This is a genomic window from Myxococcus sp. CA056, from assembly GCF_013336715.1.
GTDB classification, from domain to species: domain Bacteria; phylum Myxococcota; class Myxococcia; order Myxococcales; family Myxococcaceae; genus Myxococcus; species Myxococcus llanfairpwllgwyngyllgogerychwyrndrobwllllantysiliogogogochensis.
In genome coordinates, this window is record NZ_JABUMT010000001.1 from 1,095,091 (window position 1) to 1,117,931 (window position 22,841).

The 22,841-nt window shown below is 69.2% G+C and carries 22 protein-coding genes and 1 tRNA gene; 16 read left to right on the plus strand and 7 right to left on the minus strand.

Annotated elements, in window-relative coordinates; all coding sequences use genetic code 11:
- The first annotated feature begins 68 nt into the window (after positions 1-68).
- The 11 genes from glgX to HUA76_RS04470 all read left to right on the plus strand — a co-directional run bounded on the left by glgX (position 69) and on the right by HUA76_RS04470 (position 12,074).
- Positions 69-2,198, plus strand: coding sequence for a glycogen debranching protein GlgX (gene glgX, locus HUA76_RS04420; RefSeq protein WP_174460075.1), 2,130 nt, complete (start codon positions 69-71; stop codon positions 2,196-2,198).
- A gap of 94 nt (positions 2,199-2,292) precedes the next feature.
- Complete coding sequence (locus HUA76_RS04425) at positions 2,293-2,931, plus strand: zinc ribbon domain-containing protein (protein WP_174460076.1); 639 nt, start codon at positions 2,293-2,295, stop codon at positions 2,929-2,931.
- 105 nt (positions 2,932-3,036) lie between these two features.
- Positions 3,037-3,687 (plus strand): bifunctional 2-polyprenyl-6-hydroxyphenol methylase/3-demethylubiquinol 3-O-methyltransferase UbiG, encoded by a 651-nt coding sequence (locus HUA76_RS04430; protein ID WP_141645020.1) that lies wholly within the window; start codon positions 3,037-3,039, stop codon positions 3,685-3,687.
- A gap of 103 nt (positions 3,688-3,790) precedes the next feature.
- On the plus strand, positions 3,791-4,174 hold the full coding sequence (locus tag HUA76_RS04435; RefSeq protein ID WP_141645021.1) for a nuclear transport factor 2 family protein: 384 nt from the start codon (positions 3,791-3,793) through the stop codon (positions 4,172-4,174).
- A gap of 38 nt (positions 4,175-4,212) precedes the next feature.
- Entirely contained in the window at positions 4,213-4,980 is a 768-nt protein-coding gene (gene bla / locus HUA76_RS04440; protein ID WP_174460077.1) for a subclass B1 metallo-beta-lactamase, read from the plus strand.
- A gap of 258 nt (positions 4,981-5,238) precedes the next feature.
- Positions 5,239-6,210 (plus strand): hypothetical protein, encoded by a 972-nt coding sequence (locus HUA76_RS04445; protein ID WP_174460078.1) that lies wholly within the window; start codon positions 5,239-5,241, stop codon positions 6,208-6,210.
- Positions 6,211-6,532: 322 nt separating this feature from the next.
- Positions 6,533-6,604, plus strand: a tRNA-Lys gene (locus HUA76_RS04450).
- A gap of 330 nt (positions 6,605-6,934) precedes the next feature.
- Complete coding sequence (locus HUA76_RS04455; RefSeq protein ID WP_174460079.1) at positions 6,935-8,059, plus strand: slipin family protein; 1,125 nt, start codon at positions 6,935-6,937, stop codon at positions 8,057-8,059.
- 179 nt (positions 8,060-8,238) lie between these two features.
- Positions 8,239-10,056: an acyl-CoA dehydrogenase gene (locus HUA76_RS04460; protein ID WP_174460080.1), complete on the plus strand. Its 1,818-nt coding sequence runs from the start codon at positions 8,239-8,241 to the stop codon at positions 10,054-10,056.
- A 128-nt stretch (positions 10,057-10,184) separates the two neighbouring features.
- A complete protein-coding gene (locus tag HUA76_RS04465) occupies positions 10,185-10,760 on the plus strand; it encodes a hypothetical protein (RefSeq protein WP_174460081.1) in 576 nt (191 codons plus the stop codon).
- Positions 10,761-10,880: 120 nt separating this feature from the next.
- Positions 10,881-12,074 (plus strand): Dickkopf N-terminal cysteine-rich domain-containing protein, encoded by a 1,194-nt coding sequence (locus HUA76_RS04470; protein WP_174460082.1) that lies wholly within the window; start codon positions 10,881-10,883, stop codon positions 12,072-12,074.
- A gap of 20 nt (positions 12,075-12,094) precedes the next feature.
- Here the strand turns inward: HUA76_RS04470 and HUA76_RS04475 are convergent, their stop codons facing one another.
- Positions 12,095-13,201, minus strand: coding sequence for a hypothetical protein (locus HUA76_RS04475; protein WP_174460083.1), 1,107 nt, complete (start codon positions 13,199-13,201; stop codon positions 12,095-12,097).
- Positions 13,202-13,489: 288 nt separating this feature from the next.
- On the opposite strand from HUA76_RS04475, the gene HUA76_RS04480 reads away from it, so the two are divergent.
- Positions 13,490-14,176: a LysM peptidoglycan-binding domain-containing protein gene (locus HUA76_RS04480; protein WP_174456991.1), complete on the plus strand. Its 687-nt coding sequence runs from the start codon at positions 13,490-13,492 to the stop codon at positions 14,174-14,176.
- 84 nt (positions 14,177-14,260) lie between these two features.
- Here the strand turns inward: HUA76_RS04480 and HUA76_RS04485 are convergent, their stop codons facing one another.
- On the minus strand, positions 14,261-15,136 hold the full coding sequence (locus tag HUA76_RS04485) for a LysR family transcriptional regulator (protein WP_141647318.1): 876 nt from the start codon (positions 15,134-15,136) through the stop codon (positions 14,261-14,263).
- A gap of 110 nt (positions 15,137-15,246) precedes the next feature.
- Here HUA76_RS04485 and HUA76_RS04490 point away from each other — a divergent pair, with 110 nt between their 5' ends.
- Both HUA76_RS04490 and HUA76_RS04495 read left to right on the plus strand, forming a co-directional pair.
- A complete protein-coding gene (locus HUA76_RS04490) occupies positions 15,247-15,546 on the plus strand; it encodes a YiaA/YiaB family inner membrane protein (RefSeq protein WP_174460084.1) in 300 nt (99 codons plus the stop codon).
- Positions 15,547-15,598: 52 nt separating this feature from the next.
- A complete protein-coding gene (locus HUA76_RS04495) occupies positions 15,599-16,300 on the plus strand; it encodes an ATP-grasp domain-containing protein (protein WP_174460085.1) in 702 nt (233 codons plus the stop codon).
- An 8-nt stretch (positions 16,301-16,308) separates the two neighbouring features.
- Here the strand turns inward: HUA76_RS04495 and HUA76_RS04500 are convergent, their stop codons facing one another.
- From HUA76_RS04500 to HUA76_RS04520, 5 genes are all read right to left on the minus strand, one after another.
- Entirely contained in the window at positions 16,309-17,085 is a 777-nt protein-coding gene (locus HUA76_RS04500) for a hypothetical protein (protein WP_141647315.1), read from the minus strand.
- Positions 17,086-17,095: 10 nt separating this feature from the next.
- Complete coding sequence (locus HUA76_RS04505; RefSeq protein ID WP_371745749.1) at positions 17,096-17,608, minus strand: hypothetical protein; 513 nt, start codon at positions 17,606-17,608, stop codon at positions 17,096-17,098.
- A gap of 155 nt (positions 17,609-17,763) precedes the next feature.
- Positions 17,764-19,392, minus strand: a complete 1,629-nt coding sequence (locus HUA76_RS04510) for a DUF4419 domain-containing protein (RefSeq protein ID WP_174460086.1) — start codon at positions 19,390-19,392, stop codon at positions 17,764-17,766.
- Between the two features lie 147 nt (positions 19,393-19,539).
- The gene (locus HUA76_RS04515; RefSeq protein ID WP_174460087.1) at positions 19,540-20,352 is read right to left on the minus strand and encodes a Sir2 family NAD-dependent protein deacetylase; all 813 of its coding nucleotides are present in this window, start codon (positions 20,350-20,352) and stop codon (positions 19,540-19,542) included.
- A 76-nt stretch (positions 20,353-20,428) separates the two neighbouring features.
- Positions 20,429-21,649 carry a metallophosphoesterase gene (locus tag HUA76_RS04520; RefSeq protein WP_174460088.1) on the minus strand — a complete coding sequence of 407 codons (1,221 nt, stop codon included), beginning with the start codon at positions 21,647-21,649 and terminating at the stop codon, positions 20,429-20,431.
- Between the two features lie 121 nt (positions 21,650-21,770).
- Between HUA76_RS04520 and HUA76_RS04525 the strand changes: the two genes are divergently transcribed.
- Together HUA76_RS04525 and HUA76_RS04530 are read left to right on the plus strand one after the other, a co-directional pair.
- Positions 21,771-22,214: a cytochrome c oxidase assembly factor Coa1 family protein gene (locus HUA76_RS04525; RefSeq protein ID WP_141647311.1), complete on the plus strand. Its 444-nt coding sequence runs from the start codon at positions 21,771-21,773 to the stop codon at positions 22,212-22,214.
- Between the two features lie 36 nt (positions 22,215-22,250).
- Positions 22,251-22,784: a hypothetical protein gene (locus HUA76_RS04530; RefSeq protein WP_174456998.1), complete on the plus strand. Its 534-nt coding sequence runs from the start codon at positions 22,251-22,253 to the stop codon at positions 22,782-22,784.
- The last annotated feature ends 57 nt before the right edge of the window (positions 22,785-22,841 follow it).

The following is a 22,841-nucleotide window of genomic DNA, read 5'->3' on the forward strand; positions in this document are numbered from 1 at the left end:
GGTTGCCGGTACGCGGGGGCCATCCCACATTCAGCGGGCCATATCCTTGAGAGGAATCGAGAGCCCGCATGAGCAGGGAGGTCTGGCCGGGGAAACCCTGGCCGCGTGGTGCCACCTTCGACGGCACGGGAGTGAACTTCGCCGTCTTCTCCCAGGTGGCCACGCGCATCGAGGTCTGTCTCTTCGACCCCGCGAATCCAACGAAGGAAATCGAACGTTTCCCGCTGCCGGAGGCGACGGACTTCGTCCACCACGGCTACGTGCCGGGCCTGGAGCCCGGGACGCTGTACGGCCTGCGGGTCCACGGCCCCTACGAGCCATCGAAGGGGCACCGCTGCAATCCGCACAAGCTCTTGGTGGACCCGTATGCCAAGGCCCTGCACGGCGACGTGGACTGGAAGCAGCCGGTGTTCGGCTACCCGCTCGGCAACCCCCATCAGGACCTGGCGCGCGACGAGCGCGACAGCGCGGCGGGGGTGCCCAAGGGCGTGGTGGTGAGCGACTACTTCGACTGGGGCAATGACCGCCGGCCGGAAATCCCCTGGCGCAAGACGGTCATCTACGAGGCCCACGTGCGCGGCCTCACCATGCGGCATCCCGACGTGCCCGAGCACCTGCGCGGCACCTATGCGGGGCTCGCCTCGCCGCCCATCATCGAGCACCTCCAGAAGCTGGGCGTCACGTCGGTGGAGCTGTTGCCCGTGCATGCGTTCGCGGACGACTCGTTCCTCAACGACAAGAAGCTGTCCAACTTCTGGGGCTACAACACGCTCGGCTTCTTCGCGCCCGAGCAGTACTACGCCAGCCGCAAGACACCGGGCGCCGCGGTGGCCGAGTTCAAGGCGATGGTGCGTGCGCTGCACGCGGCGGGGCTCGAGGTCATCCTCGACGTCGTCTACAACCACACCTGCGAAGGCAACCACCTGGGGCCCACGCTGTCGCTGAAGGGCATCGACAACGCGAGCTACTACTGGCTGATGCCGGACGCGCGCTACTACCTGGACTTCACCGGGTGCGGCAGCAGCGTCAACGCGTCGAACCCGAACGCGGCGCGGCTCATCATCGACAGCCTGCGCTACTGGGTGAACGAGATGCATGTGGACGGGTTCCGCTTCGACCTGGCCACGGTGCTCGGGCGCACGGGCGAAGGCGGGTTCGACCCGAGGGCGGCGCTGTTCCAGATTCTTCAGCAGGACCCGGTGCTCAGCCGGGTGAAGCTCATCGCGGAGCCGTGGGACGTGGGGCTCGGCGGCTACCAGGTGGGCGGCTTCCCCGCGCCGTGGCGCGAGTGGAATGGCAAGTACCGGGACGCGCTGCGCCGCTACTGGAAGGGGGACGAGAACCTCGCGGGCGAGGTGGGCTACCGGCTGACGGGGAACTCGGACCTGTACGCGGAGGCGCGGCGCAAGCCGCAGGCGAGCATCAACTTCGTGACGGCGCACGACGGCTTCACGCTTCACGATTTGGTGACGTACAGCCACAAGCACAACGAGGCGAACGGCGAGCACAACCGCGACGGAGCGGACGACAACCAGTCGTGGAACTGCGGCGTGGAGGGCGAGACGGAGGACGCAGGCGTCGTCGCCTTGCGCGAGCGGCAGAAGCGCAACCTCCTGGCCTCGCTGTTCCTGTCCACGGGTGTCCCGATGATTGTCGCGGGCGACGAGATGGGGCGCACGCAGCGGGGCAACAACAACGCGTACTGCCAGGACAACGAGCTGTCGTGGGTGGACTGGAAGCTGGATGCCCGGAGGGAGAAGCTCCTGGAGTTCACCCGGAAGCTCATCCACTTCCGACACCGGCAGCCGGTGTTGCAGCGGCGGCGCTACTTCAAGGGCGCGCACCTGTGGGACTCCGAGCACAAGGACCTGGCGTGGTTCCGTCCGGATGGGACGGAGATGGGCGCGGAGGACTGGAAGAAGCCCTTCGTGCGCTCGCTGGCGTTCCTCCTGGGAGGCGACGCCATCCCCACGCCGGACGAGCGCGGCCAGCGCATCATCGGCGACGCGGTGCTGGTGTTGCTCAACGCGCACCATGAGCCGGTGTCCTTCACCGTGCCCGCGGTGGTGACGGGCCAGCGGTGGGAGCTGGCGCTGTACACGGCGGACGACACCCGGGGCGCGGAGAAAGTCACGCCTCGGGGGAAGTTCGAGCTGGTGGGCCGCGCGATGGCGGTGTTCCGGCAGGTGGAGGACTGAGCCACCCGGACGTCCGAGGGCCTCGTCATCCGGGCGAGGTCCTGTTGCATCCGTGATAGCGTGACGGCGTGTTGCGGCAGGGAGCACGCACGACATGTCGATGATTCAGTTCACCCGGAACTACACGGACCGCTCGAACGACTACGGGTTCCAGTTCGAGTTCTTCTGCGACAAGTGCGGCAACGGGCACATGTCGCCGTTCATCGCGAGCAAGGTAGGCGTGGCCACGGGCCTCTTGCGCGCCGCGGGCTCGTTCTTCGGCGGGACGATTGGACGCGCGGCGCACGCGGGCACGCACCTGAAGGACGCGCTGCGCGGCCAGGGCTGGGATGAGGCCTACGCGGAGGCCGTGGACGCGGGGAAGCAGCACTTCAAGAACTGCACCCGGTGCGGCAAGTGGGTGTGTCCGCGCTCGTGCTGGAACGAGGGGCGCGGACTGTGCGAGGCGTGCGCTCCCGATTTGGCGGAAGAGGCGGCCTCCATCCAGGCGCACGTGGCGGTGGAGCAGGCGCGCGAGAAGGCGCGTACGGTGGACCACGTCGCGACGCTGGACATGAAGGAGACGCGGCTGGCGACGTGTCCGCACTGCGCCGCCAAGGTGGACGGCGGGAAGTTCTGCATGGAGTGCGGCAAGCCCCTCGCGGCCCGGAAGGTGAGCTGCGGGACGTGTGGCCTGGAGGTGCCGGAGAGCGCGAAGTTCTGCCCGGACTGTGGTGCTCCCCGGAACAAGTGACGCCACGGCGGAGCGTCCAGCGTTCATCCCAGGACGCTCACCGCACGGAGTGTCCGCGTGTGTTCCACGCCACCTGGGCCCTCCTCGTGCATAGGCTGCGGCGCCATGTCGCGGGATGCTCAGGAAGAGGACGTGAAGCAGGTGTATGGGGAGATTGCCTCGGCGTACGAGGCGCTCTTCCCCGTGCTTCACCGATATGAGGACCGCGTGGAGCGCTTCCTCGCGGAAGCGGTGACTCCGGGGTGTCGAGTGCTGGACGTGGGGTGCGGGCCGGGGCTCCATACGCGGGGCCTGGACGCCTCCATCGACGTGGTGGGAGTCGACCTGTCCCCGGAGATGCTGGAGCTGGCGCGACAGGCCCGGCCCGAGGGCGCGTGGCACGTGCACAGCTATCACCGCCCCTTCCCCGAGGAGTGGGGGCGCTTCCAGGTGGTGCTGGCCATCGGTTGCCTCGACTTCTGTGACGACCTGCCGCGCGTGCTGAGCCATCTCGCCGCGACGTTGGCGCCCGGGGGTCGGATGTTGTTCACGGTGCTGGAGCAACGGCCCGGCTTCGAGGGACATGAAACCGCCACGCACGAGGTCCAGACGGCGGGCCCGGCGGTGACGCTGCATCTGTATTCCTTCGAGGACACGGCTCGCGCCGTCGTGGAAGCGGGGCTGCAACCGCGCGACTACGTGCATGCCCCGGGTTGGGTGCAGCTCACCGAGGAGCGGACGATGTGGTTCGGTTGGTGGGACGTGGAGCGGGGGTAGCGTCGTCGCGATGGAAGTGGCACACCCCGAGTGGGTGGCCAAGGCAGACTCGCGACGCTACAGACTCCACCGTGACTGGCATCGAAACAAGGGAGCGCCACGGATGATGACGGAAGAAGACCTCCTCGCCGCCGAGGAGTCGCTGCGGCAGGCAATGCTCCGGGGTGACGTCGCCGCGCTCGACGCGCTCATCTCCGACGACCTCGTCTTCGTCAACCACACCGGACAGGTGTTCGACAAGGAAGCGGACCTGGCCGCGCACCGCTCGCGCGCGCTGCGCCTGACGCGGCTGGACGTGTCGGCGCCCATCATCCGCTACCTCTCGGCGGGCGCGGTGGTCATCGTCAGCGCCTCTGTGAAGGGAACCCACGACGGCACCGAGTTCGAAGCGCGGCTTCGCTACAGCCGCGTCTGGCAGTGGGTGGATGAGCGCCCCCAGGTCGTCACGGGCCAGTGCACGGTCATCCTCGGTGGCGAGCCCTCATGAATCGCCCCCTCTTCCGCACGAGGTCAGCAGCCCACGTCATGACCTCACAACGCCTTTGCGCCCTCGTCCTCACGCCCGTGCTGATGCTCGCTCCGGCCTGTACCTCGACACCCGGGCGCCCCGCCTCCACGGTGGCAACACCCGACACGGGCCCGAGTGAGTACACGCTCACGGAGGACATCTCCGTGCGCCGCATCGCTCCGGGTGTCTGGGTCCACACGACGCTGTCGGGCCCGGACTTCGGCCGCTACCCCGCGAACGGATTGGTCATCGAGGACGGCGCGGAGTCGCTGCTGGTCGACACGGGCTGGAGTCCGGCACAGACGGAGCACCTGCTCACCTGGGCGAAGGAGACGCTGCGCAAGCCTGTGCGCGCGGCGGTGTCCACGCACTTCCACGTCGACCGGACCGCGGGCATCCCGGTGCTCGTGGCGCGGAACATTCCGGTGTACGGGCTGGAGGACACGGTGAAGCTCGCGACGGAGCATGGACGGCCCGTGCCCACGGAGAGTTTCTCGGGAGCGCGCACGCTGGGGCCGGTGGAGTTGTTCTTCCCTGGTGCGGGGCATGCGCGCGATAACCTCCTCGTGTGGCACCGGGACAGCGGTGTGTTGTTCGGTGGCTGCTTCGTGAAGGATGGAGCGGCGAAGGACCTGGGCAACGTGGAGGACGCGGACCTCGCGGCCTGGCCCGCGAGCCTGGAGCGCACGCGTGAGCGCTTCCCAGAGACCCGCGTCATCATCCCGGGCCACGGCGCGCCGGGCGGACCGGAGCTGCTGGAGCACACGCGAAGCCTGATTCCCTGAGCAGCGCGAGGAGACTGGTGGACGGTGGAGCGCATGCTCGGCCGCCCACCCCCTTCGGAGGGTGCGAGCGTTGAGCGGCGCACACGGGGTGGGTCGAAGCATGCTCGCCTGTCTGCCCGGGTCCGTTGAGTCGAGAACAGGCGCCTTGCGCGAGAGGCCTCCGCCGAATGGGCGAGGTCTTCCATCGTTCCTACCGTGCCTTCGAGTGGCGAAGAGGTGAAGCACGGGCCGGCGGGCGGGATGGAAGGCGGGGGCGTCATGAAGCGTGTGGCTGCGGTGGTGCTCGCGGTGGCGGTGAGCGGGTGCGCGTCGGTGAAGGTGGAGCAGCGGGATGGTTGCTGGGTGAAGCAGGTCCGCACCTTTCCCTCCAGCTTCAAGGAAGAAGTGGGTCCCTGCGCGCGGCCGAAGCCGGAGTGGTCAGCGGACCGTGTGACACGATTGGTGCAGGAGTGCGTGATGCACGCGGACTACCGCTGGCAGAGCAGCGCGATGGTGGCCTGGAATCGCGGTGAGCCGCTGCCCACGCGCGAGCCAGACGAGAAGGTGCTCGAGGCGTGCATGGTCACCACGGAGAAGATGCTCTCGGCGGAGAAGGGGGAGTTGGAGCAGCGCCTGAGTGATGTCTCGAAGGAGCGCGACAGCCTGCGCGCCAACCAGGAGCAGGAGCGCGAGTCGTATCGGACGAAGCTGGATGCCCAGCGTGACGAGGCCCAGGCGGCGCTGGTGAAGGAGCGCGAGCGACTCCAGGGCAGCATGGATGCGCAGCGCGAGCACGCGCAGGCCAGCCTGGACCGGGCGCGGGACCAGATGCACGAGAGCAACGGACGGCTGGCGAACGCGCTCGGAGAAGCGGCGAAGCGGCCGACCCCGTCCGCGGTGGCGACGGCCACGTCCACCTCCACGAGCGAAGGCAAGGCGGACACGCGCAGCGACTCCAACTCGCGAGGTGATTCCCGCGCGCGAGGTAACTCCGCGACGCCGAGCAATCCCCGCGTGGCGAAGCCCATCGTGGCGACACCGACAAGCACCATGTGCTCGCTGCCCTCCAAGAGCGCCGCGAAGCAGGCCATGGCGAGCGGGACGGACACGAAGAGCGAGACTCCGAGCTGCCAGCCGATGCAGCCCACCGAGTCCACGGAGCCCGAGCCCTCCCTCGCGCCCCAGGCTCAATCCCAGACGGCCTCCGTGCCGCTGCCGCTGAAGTCGGCGCAGCCAGGCGCGGTGGAGTAGCCCATCCTCCCAGGCGCGGTGACGAACGTCTCGCGCGTGCGCAACGAATCAACCCTTTCGCCCGGACGCGGTGACCCACGTCCCGCGCTTCGGCGAATCACCCGTTGTCAGCCTCCGTGCCACGGTGGCGTCCCTCGCCCCCGACGCATCTCCAGAGGTGTCACGGGTCTGTCCCTGGGCTCCCGAAGGCTGGACCGGGGCGCTCTGCGCTCACGTGCCGGTCAGGGTGTTCCCGGGTCCATCGTCCGCGGTGTCTCCCTCACATTGGTTGCGTCAGGCCGGCCGCCTCGAAAGCCATTTGAGTGGCCCCTCACGGGGACTCTCAGAACTAGCTCAATGGGAGAGCACAAGACTCTTAATCTTGAGGTTGAAGGTTCGACTCCTTCGTTCTGAACCGAATTGAAAACTCGGCTCCGCCAGGAAGCTCCACCCCGAGCCGGTAGGAGCGCTGGCCCACCCCGTCCACCCTCCCCCACCGCGAAGCCTCGCCGTCCGCCAGGGCGACAGTCCCCTTCCGAGCCGTCAACGGAAGTCCTGTCGTCGTCCGCGCCCGGCCCGGCCCGCGAGCGCGGGATGTGGTGACGAGGCCGGGCACGCAGTCAGCGCTCTCCACCCGCGAAGGGCGGGGCTTCCACTTTTCAGCAGTCCCCCGGGACGCGCGCTTCCTCGCGCCACCTCGCCTCCCGGGTTTCATCAAGTCCCCCACGGGGAAAGGAGGTGCGCGATGAGCTTCTTCCAGCGTGTCGATGTCGTGCAGCACGAGCGGGCGTTCGTCCTCGTCGACGAGGTGCCCACGCGCTACCTGGTGCCGGGCCGCTACCGGCTCACCTACCCCTTCCGCAACGTGCGCATCGTCCGCGTCGCCACCGGCATGCCCCTGACGAACCTGGACACGGAGCTGCTCGCGCTCGTGCCCCCGTCGGACCTCCAGGTCCTCGAGCTGGGTCCCACCGAGCGCGCCATGCTCTACCACCGCGGCCGCCCCACCCTGTGGCTCGGCCGTGGCCAGCACCAGGTGTGGACGTTGGAGCGCCTCCCCGGCCGCGACTCCGTCCCGGCTTCTTCCGCCGTGAGCATCGAGCGCCTGGACACGTCCGGCGTGGCCACCGCGCCACTGCAGGACGTCGTGCGCGCCAAGGTCCCCGCCAGCGACTACGTGGAGGCCACGGCCACCGAGGGCAGCGTCGTGCTGCGCTACGTGGACGGCACCCTGGACGCGGTGCTGCCCGCCGGCCGGCACGCCGCGTGGACCGTCGCCCGCAAGGTCCAGCTCGCCGTCATCGACCTGCGCGAGCGCCTGCTCCACGTCACCGGCCAGGAAGTCATGACCAAGGACCGCGTCACGCTGCGGCTCAACCTCTCCACCGCCTTCCGCGTGGCGGATGCCCGCCGGCTCGCCGTCGTCGCCCGCGCGCCGGATGACATCCTCTACCTCGCCATGCAGCTGGCGGCCCGCGAGTCCGTCGCCACGCGCACGCTGGACGAGCTGCTCGCCTCGCGTGAGGCCGTGGCCGAGGACCTCTTCGCGCAGGTGAAGGAGCGCGCGGAGTCGGTGGGCCTGGAGCTGCTGCGCTTCGGCATCAAGGACGTCGTGCTGCCGGGTGAGATGAAGGAGCTGCTCAACCGCGTCATCCAGGCCCAGAAGGAGGCCGAGGCGAACGTCATCACCCGCCGCGAGGAGACGGCCGCCACGCGCTCCATGGCCCAGACGGCGAAGGTGCTCGCGGAGAACCCGCTGCTCGTGCGCCTCAAGGAGCTGGAGGCCTACAAGGACCTCGCGGCCAAGGTCGGCCAGGTCCACCTGGTGCTCGGCGAGGGCGCGGTGCCCTCGCTCCAGCTCAAGGGCTGAATCCCCGTCACACGTGACACACCGCTGAGCGAAGGGCCTCTGGGGCCGGTTCCCCGGGGGCCCTTCGTGCGTTCACGGCACCGCGCGTCATTCACCGTCCGTGGCGCCCGGCAACCTGGGCTGACTCGAAAATCAATCTCGGCTACCCTCAGGGCTTTCGTTCCCGTGAGGAGTCCGAGATGTCGTCGTCCGCGAACCACTACGTCCCCAACCTGCGCGATATCGAGTTCAATCTCTTCGAGTTCCTCGACATCGGCCGTACCTCCCTGGGGCGTGCGCCCTTTGGCGACCTGGACGAGACGGCCGCCCGGCAGATGTTGCAGGCGTTCGCCGTGCTCTGCGCGAACGAGCTGGCGCCCTCCTTCGACGAAGCCGAGCACACGCCGCCCAAGCTGGAGAACGGCGAGGTGACGCTGCCTCCCGGGCTGAAGAAGTCCATGGGGGCGTTCTTCGACGCGGGGATGCACCTCTTGGAGCAGCCGCCGCACCTGGGTGGCATGGGCGCGCCGCCGTCGCTGGGCTGGGCCGCGTTCGAGCTGATGGTGGGCGCCAACGCCTCGCTGGCCTTCTACACGCTGGGCAACCTGCTCGCGCGCATCATCGACCGGCTGGGGACGGACTCGCAGAAGAAGCGCTTCCTGCCGCACATGCTGGAGAAGCGCTGGGGCGGCACCATGGTGCTCACCGAGCCGGACGCCGGCAGCGACGTGGGCGCCGCGCGCACCAAGGCGCGTCCCGTGGGCGGCGACGTGTGGGAAATCGAGGGCGTGAAGCGCTTCATCACCAACGGTGACTCGGACATGTCCGAGAACATCATCCACATGGTGCTGGCGCGGCCGGAAGGCGCGCCTCCGGGCACCAAGGGCCTGTCGCTCTTCGTCGTGCCCAAGTTCTGGGTGAACGAGGACGGCAGCCAGGGTGAGCGCAACGGCGTGGTGTGCACCAAGCTGGAGAAGAAGATGGGGCTGAAGGGCTCCGTCACGTGCGAGCTGACGTTCGGCGACGGCCAGCCCTCGCGCGGCCTCCTGCTGGGCGAGGTCCACGACGGCATCCGGCAGATGTTCTACATCATCGAGCAGGCGCGCATGGCGGTGGGCGTGAAGTCCATGGCCACGCTGTCCGCGGGCTACCAGCGCGCGCTGGCGTTCTCGAAGGACCGGCTCCAGGGCGCGGACCTGCTCCAGGCGCGCAACAAGCTGGCGCCGCGCGTGCCCATCTTCCAGCACCCGGACGTGCGCCGCATGCTGATGGCGCAGAAGGCGCACGCCGAGGGCATGCGCGCGCTGTGTCTCTACACCGCGTCCGTGCAGGACGGCGTGGAGATGAAGGGCGGCCACCGCGCCACCGAGGCCGGAGAGCTGGACACGCTCAACGACATGCTGCTGCCGCTGGTGAAGGGCTACTGCTCGGAGAAGGCGTTCGAGCTGCTCGCGGTGGCGCTGCAGGTCCACGGTGGCTCCGGCTACCTGCAGGACTACCCGGTGGAGCAGTACCTGCGGGACCAGAAGATCGACACGCTCTACGAGGGCACCACGCACATCCAGGCGCTCGACTTGCTCATGCGCAAGGTGGCGAAGGACGGCGGAGCGACGCTGCAGGGCCTCTTGTCGCAGGTGCGCGAGACGGCCGAGGGCGACCTGGGCGGCGGCGAGCTGCAGACGGAGCGCGCCACGCTGGGCAAGGCGCTCGGTGATTTGGAGACGATGCTCGGCACGCTGATGGGCAAGCTGGGCGAGTCCGTCTACCACGTGGGCCTGCAGGGCAACCGCGTGCTGGCGAGCGTGGCGGAGCTCGTCATCGGCTGGCTGCTGGTGCGTCACGCGGGCGTGGCGCTGGAGCGGATGAAGAGCAACCCCGGTGACAGGGCCTTCTACGTGGGCAAGCTCGCCAGCGCGCGCTGGTACTGCGCGGAAGTGCTCCCGGGCCTCGCGCACGCCGCCCGCATGGTGGAGGCCGGCACGCTGGACCTGATGGACGTCCCCGAGGAGTCGTACTGAGTCAGGCGCACTGAAGCCTGCTGTCCCCCGGCCGCACCTGTGGCCGGGGGAGGACACCTCCGGCGCCATCCGTCCGTTCCTCCTGGGGAAGTCGTGGTGGCCCGGGGTTCGCATTGAGGGTGGGAGTCATGCTCTCCGCCCTCACCGTCGCCGCCGCCGTCGCCCTGGGTTCTCCCGCTCCCGAGACGGGAGGACCGCTGGAGCTGGCGCGCTTCGCCGGCCACGTCGTCGCCTGCACGGAGGACGGCCTGGAGGTGCTTGATTCTTCCGGCAAGCCCGTGCGCGGCGTCTCCACGGAGGACGGGCTGCCGAGCCCCTTCTGTCTCGCGCTGGAAGTCGCGGGCGACCGGCTCTTCGCGGCCACCGACGCGGGCATCGTCTCGCTGGATGCGTCCTTCCGGGTGGAGCCCGTGCTCGACGTGCGCTGGCACGCACTGCCCGACGCCGAGGACGCGAGCGAGGCCGAGTACGTCGAGCGACTGGACGCACTCACACGGACCCTGCCCCCGGATGCGACCTACACGGTGCTGACCTCGCGCCATGCGGGGACGGAGGATGGGCGCGTGATGGAGCTCGGCACCCACCGGGTGTGGACCGTCGCCGGACCGGTGCTGCACATCGAGGAGGAGCGGCGGGGCGTGCGCGTCGCGACGGAGGGCGGGGTGTTCCTCATCGACACCGAGGGGCGGCTCGCGACGCGGTAGCCCTCGCGCCTCGCACCGAAAGCGAGACATCATCGGCCCGTGGCGAAGGTCAGGTCCGTATGCCCATGGAGGGCACGCCGGGTCAGGGCCCTTTTCAGGCCACGGATGGGCGGACGCGCGATGCATGGACGACAAGCGGCACTGGTGATGATGCTGGCGGGGCTCTGGGCCTGCGGCGGCGAGGACGCGGTGAAGAAGGAGGACTTCGGCGGCGAGGTCGTCCAGGCGCTCTGTGCTCGGGCCGAGCGCTGCGGCGAGTACGCCCGCGCGAGCGCGTGTGAAGAGGACATGCGCCGCTGGGGACGCGACGCCTACCTGGGGCTGGGGACGCGCTACGACGAGTCGCTGCGCAACGGCCAGCTCCGCTTCGACGAAGGCGCGGCCCGGCGCTGTCTGGACTCCATCCGGGGAGGAAGCTGTGACACGCCCGCGCTGTCCGATGACTCGTGGCGGTTCGGCATCGAGTACGACGCAACCTGCCGGGTGCTCGTGGCTTCGGCTTCATCCGAGAGCTGTCAGAGCAATCTCGAATGTGGCGAACAGGGCTACTGCGGCCACGTGTCGGAGAACGCCTGCGCGGGTGTGTGCCAGGCACGAGGCACGGAGGGTTCCGTGATTCCCCAGCGAACCCCGTGCGAACCAGGGCTCGTGCTCGTAGGCCTGCCCTGGACCTGTCTGCGCCCCTTGGAGGAAGGCGCCTCGTGTGTCGTCCAAGAGGCGGGAGGCACCTCTACCCTGCCATGCGCGGAGGGCCTCTGGTGCGACTGGAATGGCTACAAGACGTGCAAGCGGGTGGGCTCGGAGGGAGACATCTGCGAGAACCAGGGCTACTACCCGTGCGGCCCCTCCCTGGTGTGCAGCGACAACAAATGCGTCCGCCACGCGAAGGAAGGCTCGGCCTGCACCGCGCCGACCCGTGACGGGACCACCGGGCTCCACGTCGACGTGTGCCAGCGAGAGCTCTTCTGCGACGCGAACCCCGACGACCTGGGGCTGTGCCGGCCACGCCGCGAGGAGCGTCAGGAGTGCCGCCTGGACAGCGAGTGCGCGGAGGGACTGTTGTGCAAGGACGCGCGCCTCGAGGTGGGCCGCTTGGGCGTCTGCGTGAAGGCCGTGGCACCAGGAGAGGCTTGTGACTACGAGAACCTGATCTGCCCCCAAGGCCACGCCTGCGCCGTGACTGAGTCGGGCCTGCTCTGCCTGCCCATCGCTCGTGAGGGAGAGCCCTGCGGACGGCTGTCCTCCACATGTGACACCGGAAGCCGCTGCCTGGGCCAGCGCTGTATTTCCATCGAGGCCGCGCTCTGCCAGTGAGCGGGTGACAGGCTCGCGGCTCAGGTGCCCTTCGGGGCCTGGGCCCGGGCGGACAGCTCGCGCTCCACGTACAGCCGCAGGATGTGCATGAAGTCCTGGGCGTTGGTCACCACGCCGAAGGCCTGGTGCGTGCCCCGGTCCTTCAGCTTGCTGACCACGAACTCGGACGAGTCCACGCAGATGGTGGCCAGCTCCCGCAGCGAGCCGTCCTTTTCCGTGACGAACGCGGGCAACATGTTGCCGGTGGCGATGGCATGCAGCGCGGTGGCGACCATCACCGCCATGGTGGCCTTCACCGCGTGACGGCGCATGGCGTCCTGCCCCGCCACGTTGTCCGTCACCACGTCCGGCAGCGGACCGTCGTCACGAATGGAGCCCGTCAGGACGAAGGGCACCTGGTGCGTGACACACGCGTGCATGATGCCGTTGGTAATCACGCCCGCCTCCACCGCCTTCGCGATGGAGCCCGCCGCGCGCACCTTGTTGATGGCGCGCATGTGCAGGCCGTGGCCTCCAGACGTGGCCTCGCCGGTGCCGCTCATGCCCAGGGTGGTGCCGAAGATGGACGCCTCGATGTCATGCACCGCCACGGCGTTGCCCGCCAGCAGCGCGCCCACGAAGCCGTTGTCGATGAACCACGTCATGTCCGCGCGCGCCCGCGAATGCACCAGCGCCGGCCCCGTCACCCACACCGGATAGCCGCCGCGCTCGCGCCCCTCCACCAACAGCCGCGCCATCTGCGCGTAGTCGATGGGCTTCTCGCGAGACACCTCGCTCGTCATGAACTTGAACTCACCCTCGCCGCCGCCGCCCAGGTACGCCGTATTCACGTAGACGCCCTCGGAGCCGTCCTCCGCGTGCCCCACCACCACGCGCTCTCCGGCGCGGACGCGGCGGCCCTCGCGAATCCACAGCACGCCCTGCTCGTCCAGCACGAGCGCGCCGTCCATGCGCGGCTCGCGCGGCATGCGCCACTCACCGCCGAGGCGCACGTAGGTGGGCAGGTTCGTGGTGGTGAAGAAGCCCTCCGGCAACACACCGTCCGCGGGCGCTGGCTGGAAGCGCGCGTCCGGACACCGGGAGAACCGCTCGACCGCGAAGTCAGGGTGGGGGATGGAGGTGCTCACGCCGGCACCATGCGCGGACCCACCCACCCGGTTCAAGAACCTTGGCGCGGCCTGGGGCCGTCCGTCCGGTAGGAGGCAGCGCGAAAACTCCTACTCCCCGAGAGAAGGACTCCGACTCCTGGTGACTCGGCCCTCGTGCAAGTGCGCGAGACTTGTTGATCTCACCGAAAGCCCGGGGGAAATACGCGCCGCCAAGCAACTCGGGGTCTCAACCTCCGAGAATAGGTGCAAGTCGTACCTGAAACTCCTCGCCCAGCCGCGAGCCCACGTCCACGGAGCCCTCGTTCCATGAGCTACCGCATCCAGTCCGGCGACACCCTGTCCGCGCTCGCCAAGCGCTACGGCACCAGCGTCGACGCCCTGCAGAAGGCGAATCCTCAAATCAAGAACGTGGACCTCATCTACGCGGGTGACACGCTCAAGCTCCCTGGCGCCACGGACGGCTTCGACGGGCCCTCGGGCCGCACGGGTCCGAACCTCACGGGCGGCGTGGACGGTCCCTCCGGCCCGACGAACTCGGGTGACGGCGTGAAGGGCCCGAAGGGCAGCCCGTTCGACATCGCGCGCTCGCACCTGAACAAGAACGCGGGCTCGCTGAAGATGGAAGGCAGCGGCGTAGGCGCGGACATGGAGGACTGGGTCCCCAACAACGTCAACTGCGCCAACTTCGTCTCCGCGTGTCTGGAGCAGGCGGGCCAGATTTCCAACAGCCAGCACGACAACAGCGTGATGGGCCTGCAGCGCAAGCTGGACGCGGACCCGAACTTCAAGCGCGTGTCCATCCAGGACGCGAAGCCCGGCGACGTGGTGTCCATGAAGGTGGGCGGCGGCGAGCACGTGGTGATGTTCGCGGGTTGGAAGGACGGCAAGCCCCAGTTCATCGGCTCCAACAACGTGAACTCGGATGGCTCGCAGCGCATCAGCTTCAGCAGCATGAGCTACCCCATCATGTCGGTTCACCAGTACCAGGGCTGAGCCGGCGCGACAGGCCATGAGCAGTGCCCCCGGGGCTTCGCCTCCGCCACTCGAGCGGAAGCGGGGCCCCGTTTCACGTCCGGCTCACGGCTTCGGCGCGAGCGCGAGCGCGGCCTGGATGAGCGGGCTCTTCGCCGCGGACTTCCGCCAGGCGGCGTGAATGCTCCCCGAGGGCACACCGGGCAGGGGCCGCGAGACCACACCGGCCTCGCGAGGGCCACCCGGTAGCAGGGATGCGAGCAGCGAGTAGCCCAGCCCCGCCGCGACGAAGCCGAGGATGGTCTCCGACGAGTCCGCCGCGTGCAGCCGCTTCGGTCTCACGCCCGCTCGCGCCAGCTCCCCAAGTTGGAGCTCTCGCAGGTGTCGGTCCGTGCTGTACGCGATGAAGGCGTCATCCCGGAGCGACTCCAGCCGCACGCGGCGACTCTTCGCCTGGGGGTGATGCGAGGGCAGCACCAGGAAGGGGTACGTCCGGCCCACCTCGCGCGCCTCCGCCTCGTCGGGAACTTCGGGCAGGTGGTCGACCACCAGGTCCGTGTCGCCGGAGCGCAGGATGTCCACGGCGGGGACCTTGGACTCGAAGAGGACGACCTCGATGTCCGGGCGCTTCGTCTGGAGTCGCCGCAGCCAGGCGGGCAGCAGGTGGCGCAGGACGTGTCCGGAGGCATGGATGCGCAGCGTGCCGCCCACCTCGCCCTTGCGAAGCGACTGCACCACCGAGTCCAGTCCCTCCAGGAACGGCGCGACGTGCGAGTACAGCGCGCGGCCCTCGGGGGTGAGGACGACGCGGTCCTTGCCCACGCGCTCGAAGAGGGCGACGCCGACCTCGGCCTCCAGGCGTTTGACCTGTTGGTGGATGCCGGGCTGGGTGATGGGGTACGGGAAGGAGCTCACCGCTCGCGCGTAGCCTTCTGCACGGGCCACGCGGTAGAAGCCCTCGAGGCGCTGGAGCTGAATCATGCACTCCAGGTTATCAATCTCGCTTTGATTAGTTCCATGCGCTTTACGAGCGGAAGCGGCATGGTTTCTCCACGTCAGCGAGAGTACGGCTCGTTTCCGAGGAGAAAAGAATGTCCCGCTCCACCCCGAAGGTCGTCGTCGCGCACAGCTCCGCCTGGGTCATCCAGACCTGGCTGTCCTTTGCCCTCTCCGTGGGTGTCACGGCCGTCGGCATCTGGAACCTGCCGCTGGACCCCTGGGTGAAGGCCTTCCTGGGCATGGGCCTGCTGTTCAGCGTGGGCTCCACCTTCAGCCTGTCCAAGACGGTGCGAGACCAGCACGAGATGGAGCAGCTCGGCACGCGGCTGGATGAGGCCCGGGTGGCGAAGATGCTCTCCGAGCACGACCCGATGTCGCCGCCGAAGATTTAGCGCCTCGCGCGCCCGCCATTGGGTCCGCGCGGGATGAGGTAGCGTCACGCGCATGTTCCAGGGGCTCAGTCTGTTGATTCCAGCCAAGGCCGACCCGGAGCGCGACGCGGTCGCTCGCGCCTGGGAGACAGGGGGAGGCACGGTGCTGCGACTGGACCGCTTCTGGAACCCGCCCGACGTCACGCCCGCGCGGACCCGCCTCTATGGCAACGACACCTTCTGTCTCGTCCTGGCACAGAAGCTGGGCCTCACCCTCGTCTCGCCGCCCGATGACTTGTTGCTGCGCGTGGACTCCGACTGGCTGGGCCGCGAGGTGCGCGGCTCCACGCTGGAGCAGGTCCTCACGGAGCCCTTCCCACGCTTCATCAAGCCGCAGGTGCCCAAGGTGTTCCGCGCGAGCGTGTGGAATGACCCGGAGTCCCTGCGGAGTGAATGCAAGGGCCTCCCGCCCGAGACGCCCGTGCTGTCCTCGGAGGTCGTCACCGTGCGCGCGGAGGCCAGGGCCTGGGCACTCGACGGCCAGCTCCGCACCTGTGCGCTGTACGAAGGTGAAGGCGACCTCGCGGAGGCGCGCGCATTCCTGACCACCGTGGCCAGGGAGGCGAAGCTCCCTCGCACCTGCGTGCTGGACGCGGCTTGCATCGAGGGCCGCGGCTGGGTGCTCCTCGAAGCCAACGCCGCCTGGGGCGCTGGCCTCAACGGCTGCGATGCGAGGGAAGCCGCCCTCTGCATCGCCGAGGCCTCACACGCCTGAGCCGCGACTCAGGGCGCGCCGCGTCCCGAGCGCACGCTGGCGAGTGCATCCTCCAGCAACGGCAGCGCATTCTCCGTCCAGCCCTTCAGTCGCGCGCGGGGAGACAGCGCACGGTGGTCAGGATGAATCAGTCCCGCGACCGTTGCCTCCTCGATGAACTGCGCCTGCTGCTCCGGATTGAGTTCCTCCCAGCGCAAGCTCTTCTCCACCCCCTTGCGCCAGTCATAGCCATCTCCCGAGAGCTGCGCGGCAATCGCCGAGCTGAGGTACGCGGTGCCTCCATGCTGGTGCTGCCACACATGCACCAGCTCATGCACCAACAGCCCCAGGTCGGTGGGGCCACTCCTCGGCGGGACGAAGACGGTGTCGCCATGGACGAACGCGCGCCCCGACACACCCAGGATTCCGATGGGCCCCTCCTTCACCCGCACCGCCGCGTAGTCCAGGCTTGCGCCGAAGATGGGGCGCAGCAGCTCCACCTCGAACCCCGACAGCCGGCGCCCCACGGGCTCCATCCACAGCAACACCTGCACCGCGCTCACCACACGCCCGGCCAGCATCAGGAACAGGTCCACCGGAAGCTGCGCCACGCGCCACAGCCCACGGCGCAACTGGAAGCGCCCTTCACGCGGACGCCCTCGGGCATACAGGACCAGTCCACCGAAAACGCCCGTGAGCACCACGCGCAGCCCCCGCGCGACACCCCTCAGGGCGCTTACCACCCCCGTGAGCAGACCACGGCCCGCGTCCACCAGCCGCGAGGCCAGCGAGAAGCCCACGCTCATGGGATGAACCTCAGCGTCCCGCGGCGACTCGAAGCGGCGCGCTCAACCCCAGCGCCGACTCCACCATCGAACGCATCGCCCCTGGACGCCACGGACGCGCGAGCGCGAAGTGCGTCAGGCAGGAGCCACCGAACGCCTCCGCGAGCTCCGGGCAGAAGCGCGAGGACACCAGGATGCGCGGGCCCGCGAAGTCCATCTCCACCAGCCGCGCGAGGAAGTCGTGCGCGGCACCGCGCTCCGCCGAGTCCAGCACCACCACCACCGCCGCCGGCACCACGCCCATCTCCAGCCGCCGAATCGCCGACGCGATGCCCGTCGCGTGGATCAACCCCACCACCGGCGCCAGCTCCCGCCCCATGGCCAGCCGCAGCAACGGGGACTCGGACACCACCATCACCGAGGGCGCACCCGAGGCCCGCATGGCGCGGCGCGTCTCGTAGACCTCGACACCACCCACCTCCCTCAAGCGAGGCGCGGGGACGGACTGGAGCAAACGCGGCTGGACGGTGGTGGCGGGGGGCACGCATTGAACAATAGCCAGGAATAGCGGAAATATCAAACTACACTTCAATTATCCGAGTAGTCCGCTCTCTGGGACTCAATGACATACCCACGGCCCCACGGCACAGACCTGGGGGCCATGGATTTATGTTCAGTGAGTCATGACCAACCCAGACATCACTTCCTGCGCTGCGGCATGGGCGCGCGCGGAGGCGGGTTCTCCCAGGGCTCCAGCTCCTCGACGAGCGTCCTCAGCACGGGCAGCTCCGTGGAGCCTCCGTGCTCCAGCGCATGGGAGAGCAATTCGGTGAGGGAGGGACCGACGACGGGGATGTCCGTCGCCGTCTGGCGGGAGCGAAGCGGCGGCGTCACCCGCTCGAGTTCCAGCATCACCTCATCCTCGGGCTGCTTTCCGGGAGGCACCGTCAGGGGCTCCAGCGCGTCCGAGCGCAGGCGCACGTAGCAGTGCGGACGACGACCGCTGCAGTAGCGCAGCGCGATCACCGTCCCATCCGGCAGGTCGACGAGGCACCGCACCGGCACGACGAAGTCTCCGTTTCCGTCAACCGGGATGTGGACCTCGGTGTGCTCGGCCGTGGAGCGCAGGCGCCAGGGCATCGTGTCCGGGAAGAGCGTGGCGCGGGCGAGGTGGTCATAGAGCGCGTTCAACTCGGCGACGCCGTGGAAGGTGGAGGCCTCGGTGGCGCGAGTCACGGAGTGCTCGGCGACGATGCGCTCGATGACCTGGGACATGGAGGCGTGGGACCTCCGCACCAGCACCCCCGCGCGAGGCACCAGCGCGCCCTCCGAGTCCACCGCCACCGCGAGCACACCCGCCTCCAGGGACCACGTCTCGCTCCAGTCCGACGTGACGGCCGAGAGCTGGAGCGGAACGCAGGACAGCCCGGCGGGCGCCTCATGCAGCGCGAGGCCGGGCCCCCAATGCCAATCATTCTCATCCCCGTTCTCGACCGACTTCATCATGTCCGCGTGGGACTGCTCGAGAATGGGGTTGCGTCGGTTGAAGCGCCCGGCGTTCCCCACATACGGGAACAGTCGCGTCACCCAGCCCGACGCGCGGTCCCAGCCATACGCCCGACGAGGCTTGTACAGCTCCGACCAGAGCTCGCGGTCCGGGTGGCCTTCCGAGGTGCGCACGAACTCATCGACAATCGGGATGAGCGACGAGGTCCACCAGCCCAGGTCGAACTCGGCGAGGACGTCGATGCGGCGGCGGATGGCCCGCCAGTCCTCCGGAGTTCCAAGCAGGGTGATGCGAGGGATTCCACACATGGCGGTGATGGCGAAGTCGAAGTACGGGGACATCGCGTCCATCAACACCACGTCCCCCGCCATGCGCTCCACGTCGGTGCTGGTGGAGAAGTCACACGACAGGAGCCGGGGGAGTCCCGGCCCCAGCTCCTCGCGGAGCAACTCACGGAAGGCCGTGAGGGTGGCGCCGAACTCCTCCTCGGTCCGGGGCGCGGCGGAGACTCCCACCGTCAGCGTCCGTCGGCCCGAGTGTCGGACGAGCCGGCCTCGCAGCGTCTCGGAGTGCAGGCGGATGTGGTGGGCGAACCCCTGGGCCAGGGTGAGCCACACCACGTCCGGGGACAACACCAGGGGGCGATGCTCGGCGAAGGCGATGTGGACAGCGGCGAGCAGCGGGTGCACTCCCTCGGGGTCCACCACCCGGGTGTCCGCGGCTGGCGCCAGCCACAGCGCCTCACCCACCAGGCTCCCCAGGGGTACGGTCTCCAGGGGCGTCACAGCCTCTTCGACGGAATCCACTGCGAAGGTCGTCATCGGTACGTCCCCTCGTCACGGTGTGTGGAATGAAGCCGCCAGCCGACGCCGGCTTTCACGCCCACCTGACAGGACGCTCGGCACGCCACGGGTTGAGATACAGCAGCGTATCCCCGCCGCAAGCAGCGCGGGGCCCGTGCCGTGAACTCAACCCCGCAGGGAACGGACGAGCTCGGGGAGCAGCTCCTCGGCCCGCCCCGTCACCGCCTGGATTCCCTGGGGCGGGGCCACGCCCGAGGGGTCGATGCTGAACATCGGAGTGAGGCGCTTCAGCGCGAGGGCGCGGATGCTATCCGTCACGCCCACCGAGAACGACGTCCCGATGAAGACGACCAGCCGACTCTGTCGCGCCAGGTCGTACACCCGCTCGATTTCGTACCCGAGGTGCTCCGAGTAGTACTCGTCGAACCACAGGATGTGAGGTCGCACGCGACTGCGGCAGCTCGGGCAGCGCGGCACCGTCTCGGCGCTCGGGCTCGCGTGGAACGCACTGAAGTCGAGCGTCTCCAACGGAATGGTGCCGGTGGGCGGCCCCAGCTCGCAGCCACGGGCGGAACACCGCGCCAGCTGAAGGCTCCCATGCACCTTCACCAACGCCTGACTCCCGGCCTGCTCATGCAGTGAGTCGACATTCTGCGTGACGACGGTGAAGCCGCCCCCCTGCCCCGTCTGCCAGCGCTCCCAGTCCACCAGGGCCGCGTGCGCCGCGTTCGGCTTCGCCTTCCGGGCCAGTTCGAGGCGCTGGAGGTACATCTTCCAGGACTCGTGCGGGAACAGCTTGAAGTAGGCGCGGGTCCCCTTCTGCGTCACCTCGTTCGCCCACACCGCGCCCGGGTCCGTGCCCCGGAACGTGGGGATTCCACTGGCCAGGCTGATGCCAGCCCCCGTGACGACGAGCACGGACTCGGCGGCCACGCCGCGAGCCGTGGTGAGGAGTTCATCGAAGCCCAAGGTCGTCATGCAAACACCTCCGCACAGGCGGACGGACGCATCCCGGTGAGCATGACACGCCGCCGCCGACTCCGGATTACATAAGTTACTGTGCTGCCGGAACCAGCGTCAGCTCCGCGATTTCGGGAGAGGGTCCCAGCCGCAGGGGCGGCCCCCAGTAGCCTGTGCCCCGGTGCGTGTACACGCGCACGCCGGAGACGGTGGCGAGCCCCCGCACCACGGGCTGCTGCAGCTTGATGAAGAACATGAACGGGAACACCTGTCCGCCATGCGTGTGTCCGGACAGCTGCAGGTCCACGCGCACACCGGCCTGAGCCACTCGCAGCGCCGAGCGCGGCTGATGCGCCAGCAACACCACCGGCACGCCTTCGGGAGCCCCGGCGAGCGCCGCGCCTGGACGACTCTCGTGCGAGGGAACGATGTGCCCCGCGTCGTGGTCCGTCACGCCCGCAACGACGAGCCGTGCCCCATCGCGCTCCACCACGCGGTGCGTGTTGCGCAGCACCGTGAGCCCCAACCGAGCCACCTCCGCCTCCCACGCGGGGCCTCCGTGGTAGTACTCGTGATTGCCCGTCACGTAGAACACGCCGAGCGACGCGCGCAGCTCCGCCAGCGGGCGCACCTCCTCGCGCAGCTCCTCCACCCCACCATCGACCAGGTCTCCCGTCACGGCGATGATGTCTGGCTTCAGCGCGTTCACCTGCTCCACCACGCGCCGCAGCCACCGTCCATCCAGCGTGGGCCCCACGTGGACGTCGGAGATCTGCACCACTCGCAGGCCGCCCAGCCCCGGCTGGAGCCCCTTCACCGGCACCGTCAGTCGCTCCACCGTCGCCTTGCCGCGCGCCGTGACGAACGCGAACACCACCGCCGGCACCGTCACCGCGCCCACGACGCCAGCCTTCCACCGGGCCAGCGCCAGCGCATCCGTCACCACGCCCGTCCATCCCAGCACCGCGCCCACGACGTCCGCCGTCACCACCGCGCTGAGCAGGATGCCGAAGCTCCCCAGCCACAGGTACGATGTCCACTGCAACACGCGCCGGGCCGTCGATGGCTCGCCCCGGCCGCCCAGCACTCCGGCCGGTATCGACACGAACAGCAGCACCATCAGCGCCACGCCCAGGACACCCCAGGGCGAGGGCCACGCCGGGCTCACGAACAACCGCACCGCGAGGTACGCGTGCAGCCCGCCCATCAGCGTGAGGATGCCGCCCAGGGACATCAGCCAGCGCAACACCCGCCTGGGCGTCGCACGCGACTCCCTCCGTGACTCTCGCTCCACGCTCTCCGACAGCTCCGCCACGGCCAGGACCTCCGAACAGGGTGAATCGCACCCGGTGGGGAGGCGGAGCATAATGGCCGCCTCCGTCGCCTGCCCGGCAACCCGCGCGACCGCCCGTTAGTGAGGGGACCCGGAGATCCTCATGCGCCCGCACCGCCTCGACAGTCCCTGGCAGAGCTGGATGGTGGCGGCCGCGCTCGTGCTCGGCGGACTCGGATGCTTCGCCGGCGGTGTGGCCTGGGTCTCCCGCTCGCTCTTCCAGGGCATCGAGCAGGAGCTGCGCCGCAATGACGTCCACCGCCTGGCGCTGCGCACCGCGGAGTCCAGCCCGCTCGCCACCGGGCGACTGGGCACCCCGCTGACGAGCAGCTTCCTCACCCTGCGAGCCCACGGCTCCACGCCCGACGAGGGGCTCGTGGACTTCGACCTCACCGTCCAGGGCCCGCTCGGCCGGGGCGTCCTCGAGGCCCAGGTGGCCTACGCGACGGACCGCTGGACGCTGCGCAAGCTGGTGCTGCGCCCCGAGCGTGGAGATTCCGTGGAGCTCCCCGCCGGAGGCAGCACGCCCGCCCTGCCTGCGGACTGAGCACACGGGGTGTCCCCACGACCTACCTTGAGTCGCATGAAGACCCCGCGCCTCCTTGCCTTCGGCCTGCTCGCCTGTGGCTCCGCCCTGGCCGCGCCAGCAGCGCCCTCCTCCCTCAACCTCAAGACCCAGGACCGCTCCGTCACGGTCGGCGTCACCGACGACAACCTCTCCGGCCCGGACATCCAGCTCTCCTTCGACGACGATGCCGACGCCGTGCGCGGCCAGGCGTTCGGCCGCCCCGTCAACCTCACCCTGGAGAACGACACCATCCGCGGCACCTACGGCCAGGGCCCCGTGAACGTCAAGGTGACGGACACGAATGACACCCTCGATGCCGTGGGGACCTTCGGCGGCAAGCTCACCAACTTCCAGGTGAGTCCCCAGCAAATCACCGGCACGGTGGGCGCGTGCAGCTACGAGCTGCTCATCACCCGCCCCCACCGCTACGAGGGCGCGCGCACCTGCGGCACCAAGCTGGACAGGAGCGTCTCGCTGACCATTCCTCCGTCGCTCGCGGACGAGGATGAAGAGCTCGTCACCGCGCTCTCCATCCTGCTGGCGCAGTAGCAGCGCGAGCCCTCCGTCTTTCACGCATCGGCAAACCCGTGAGGCCGGGACGCGTTC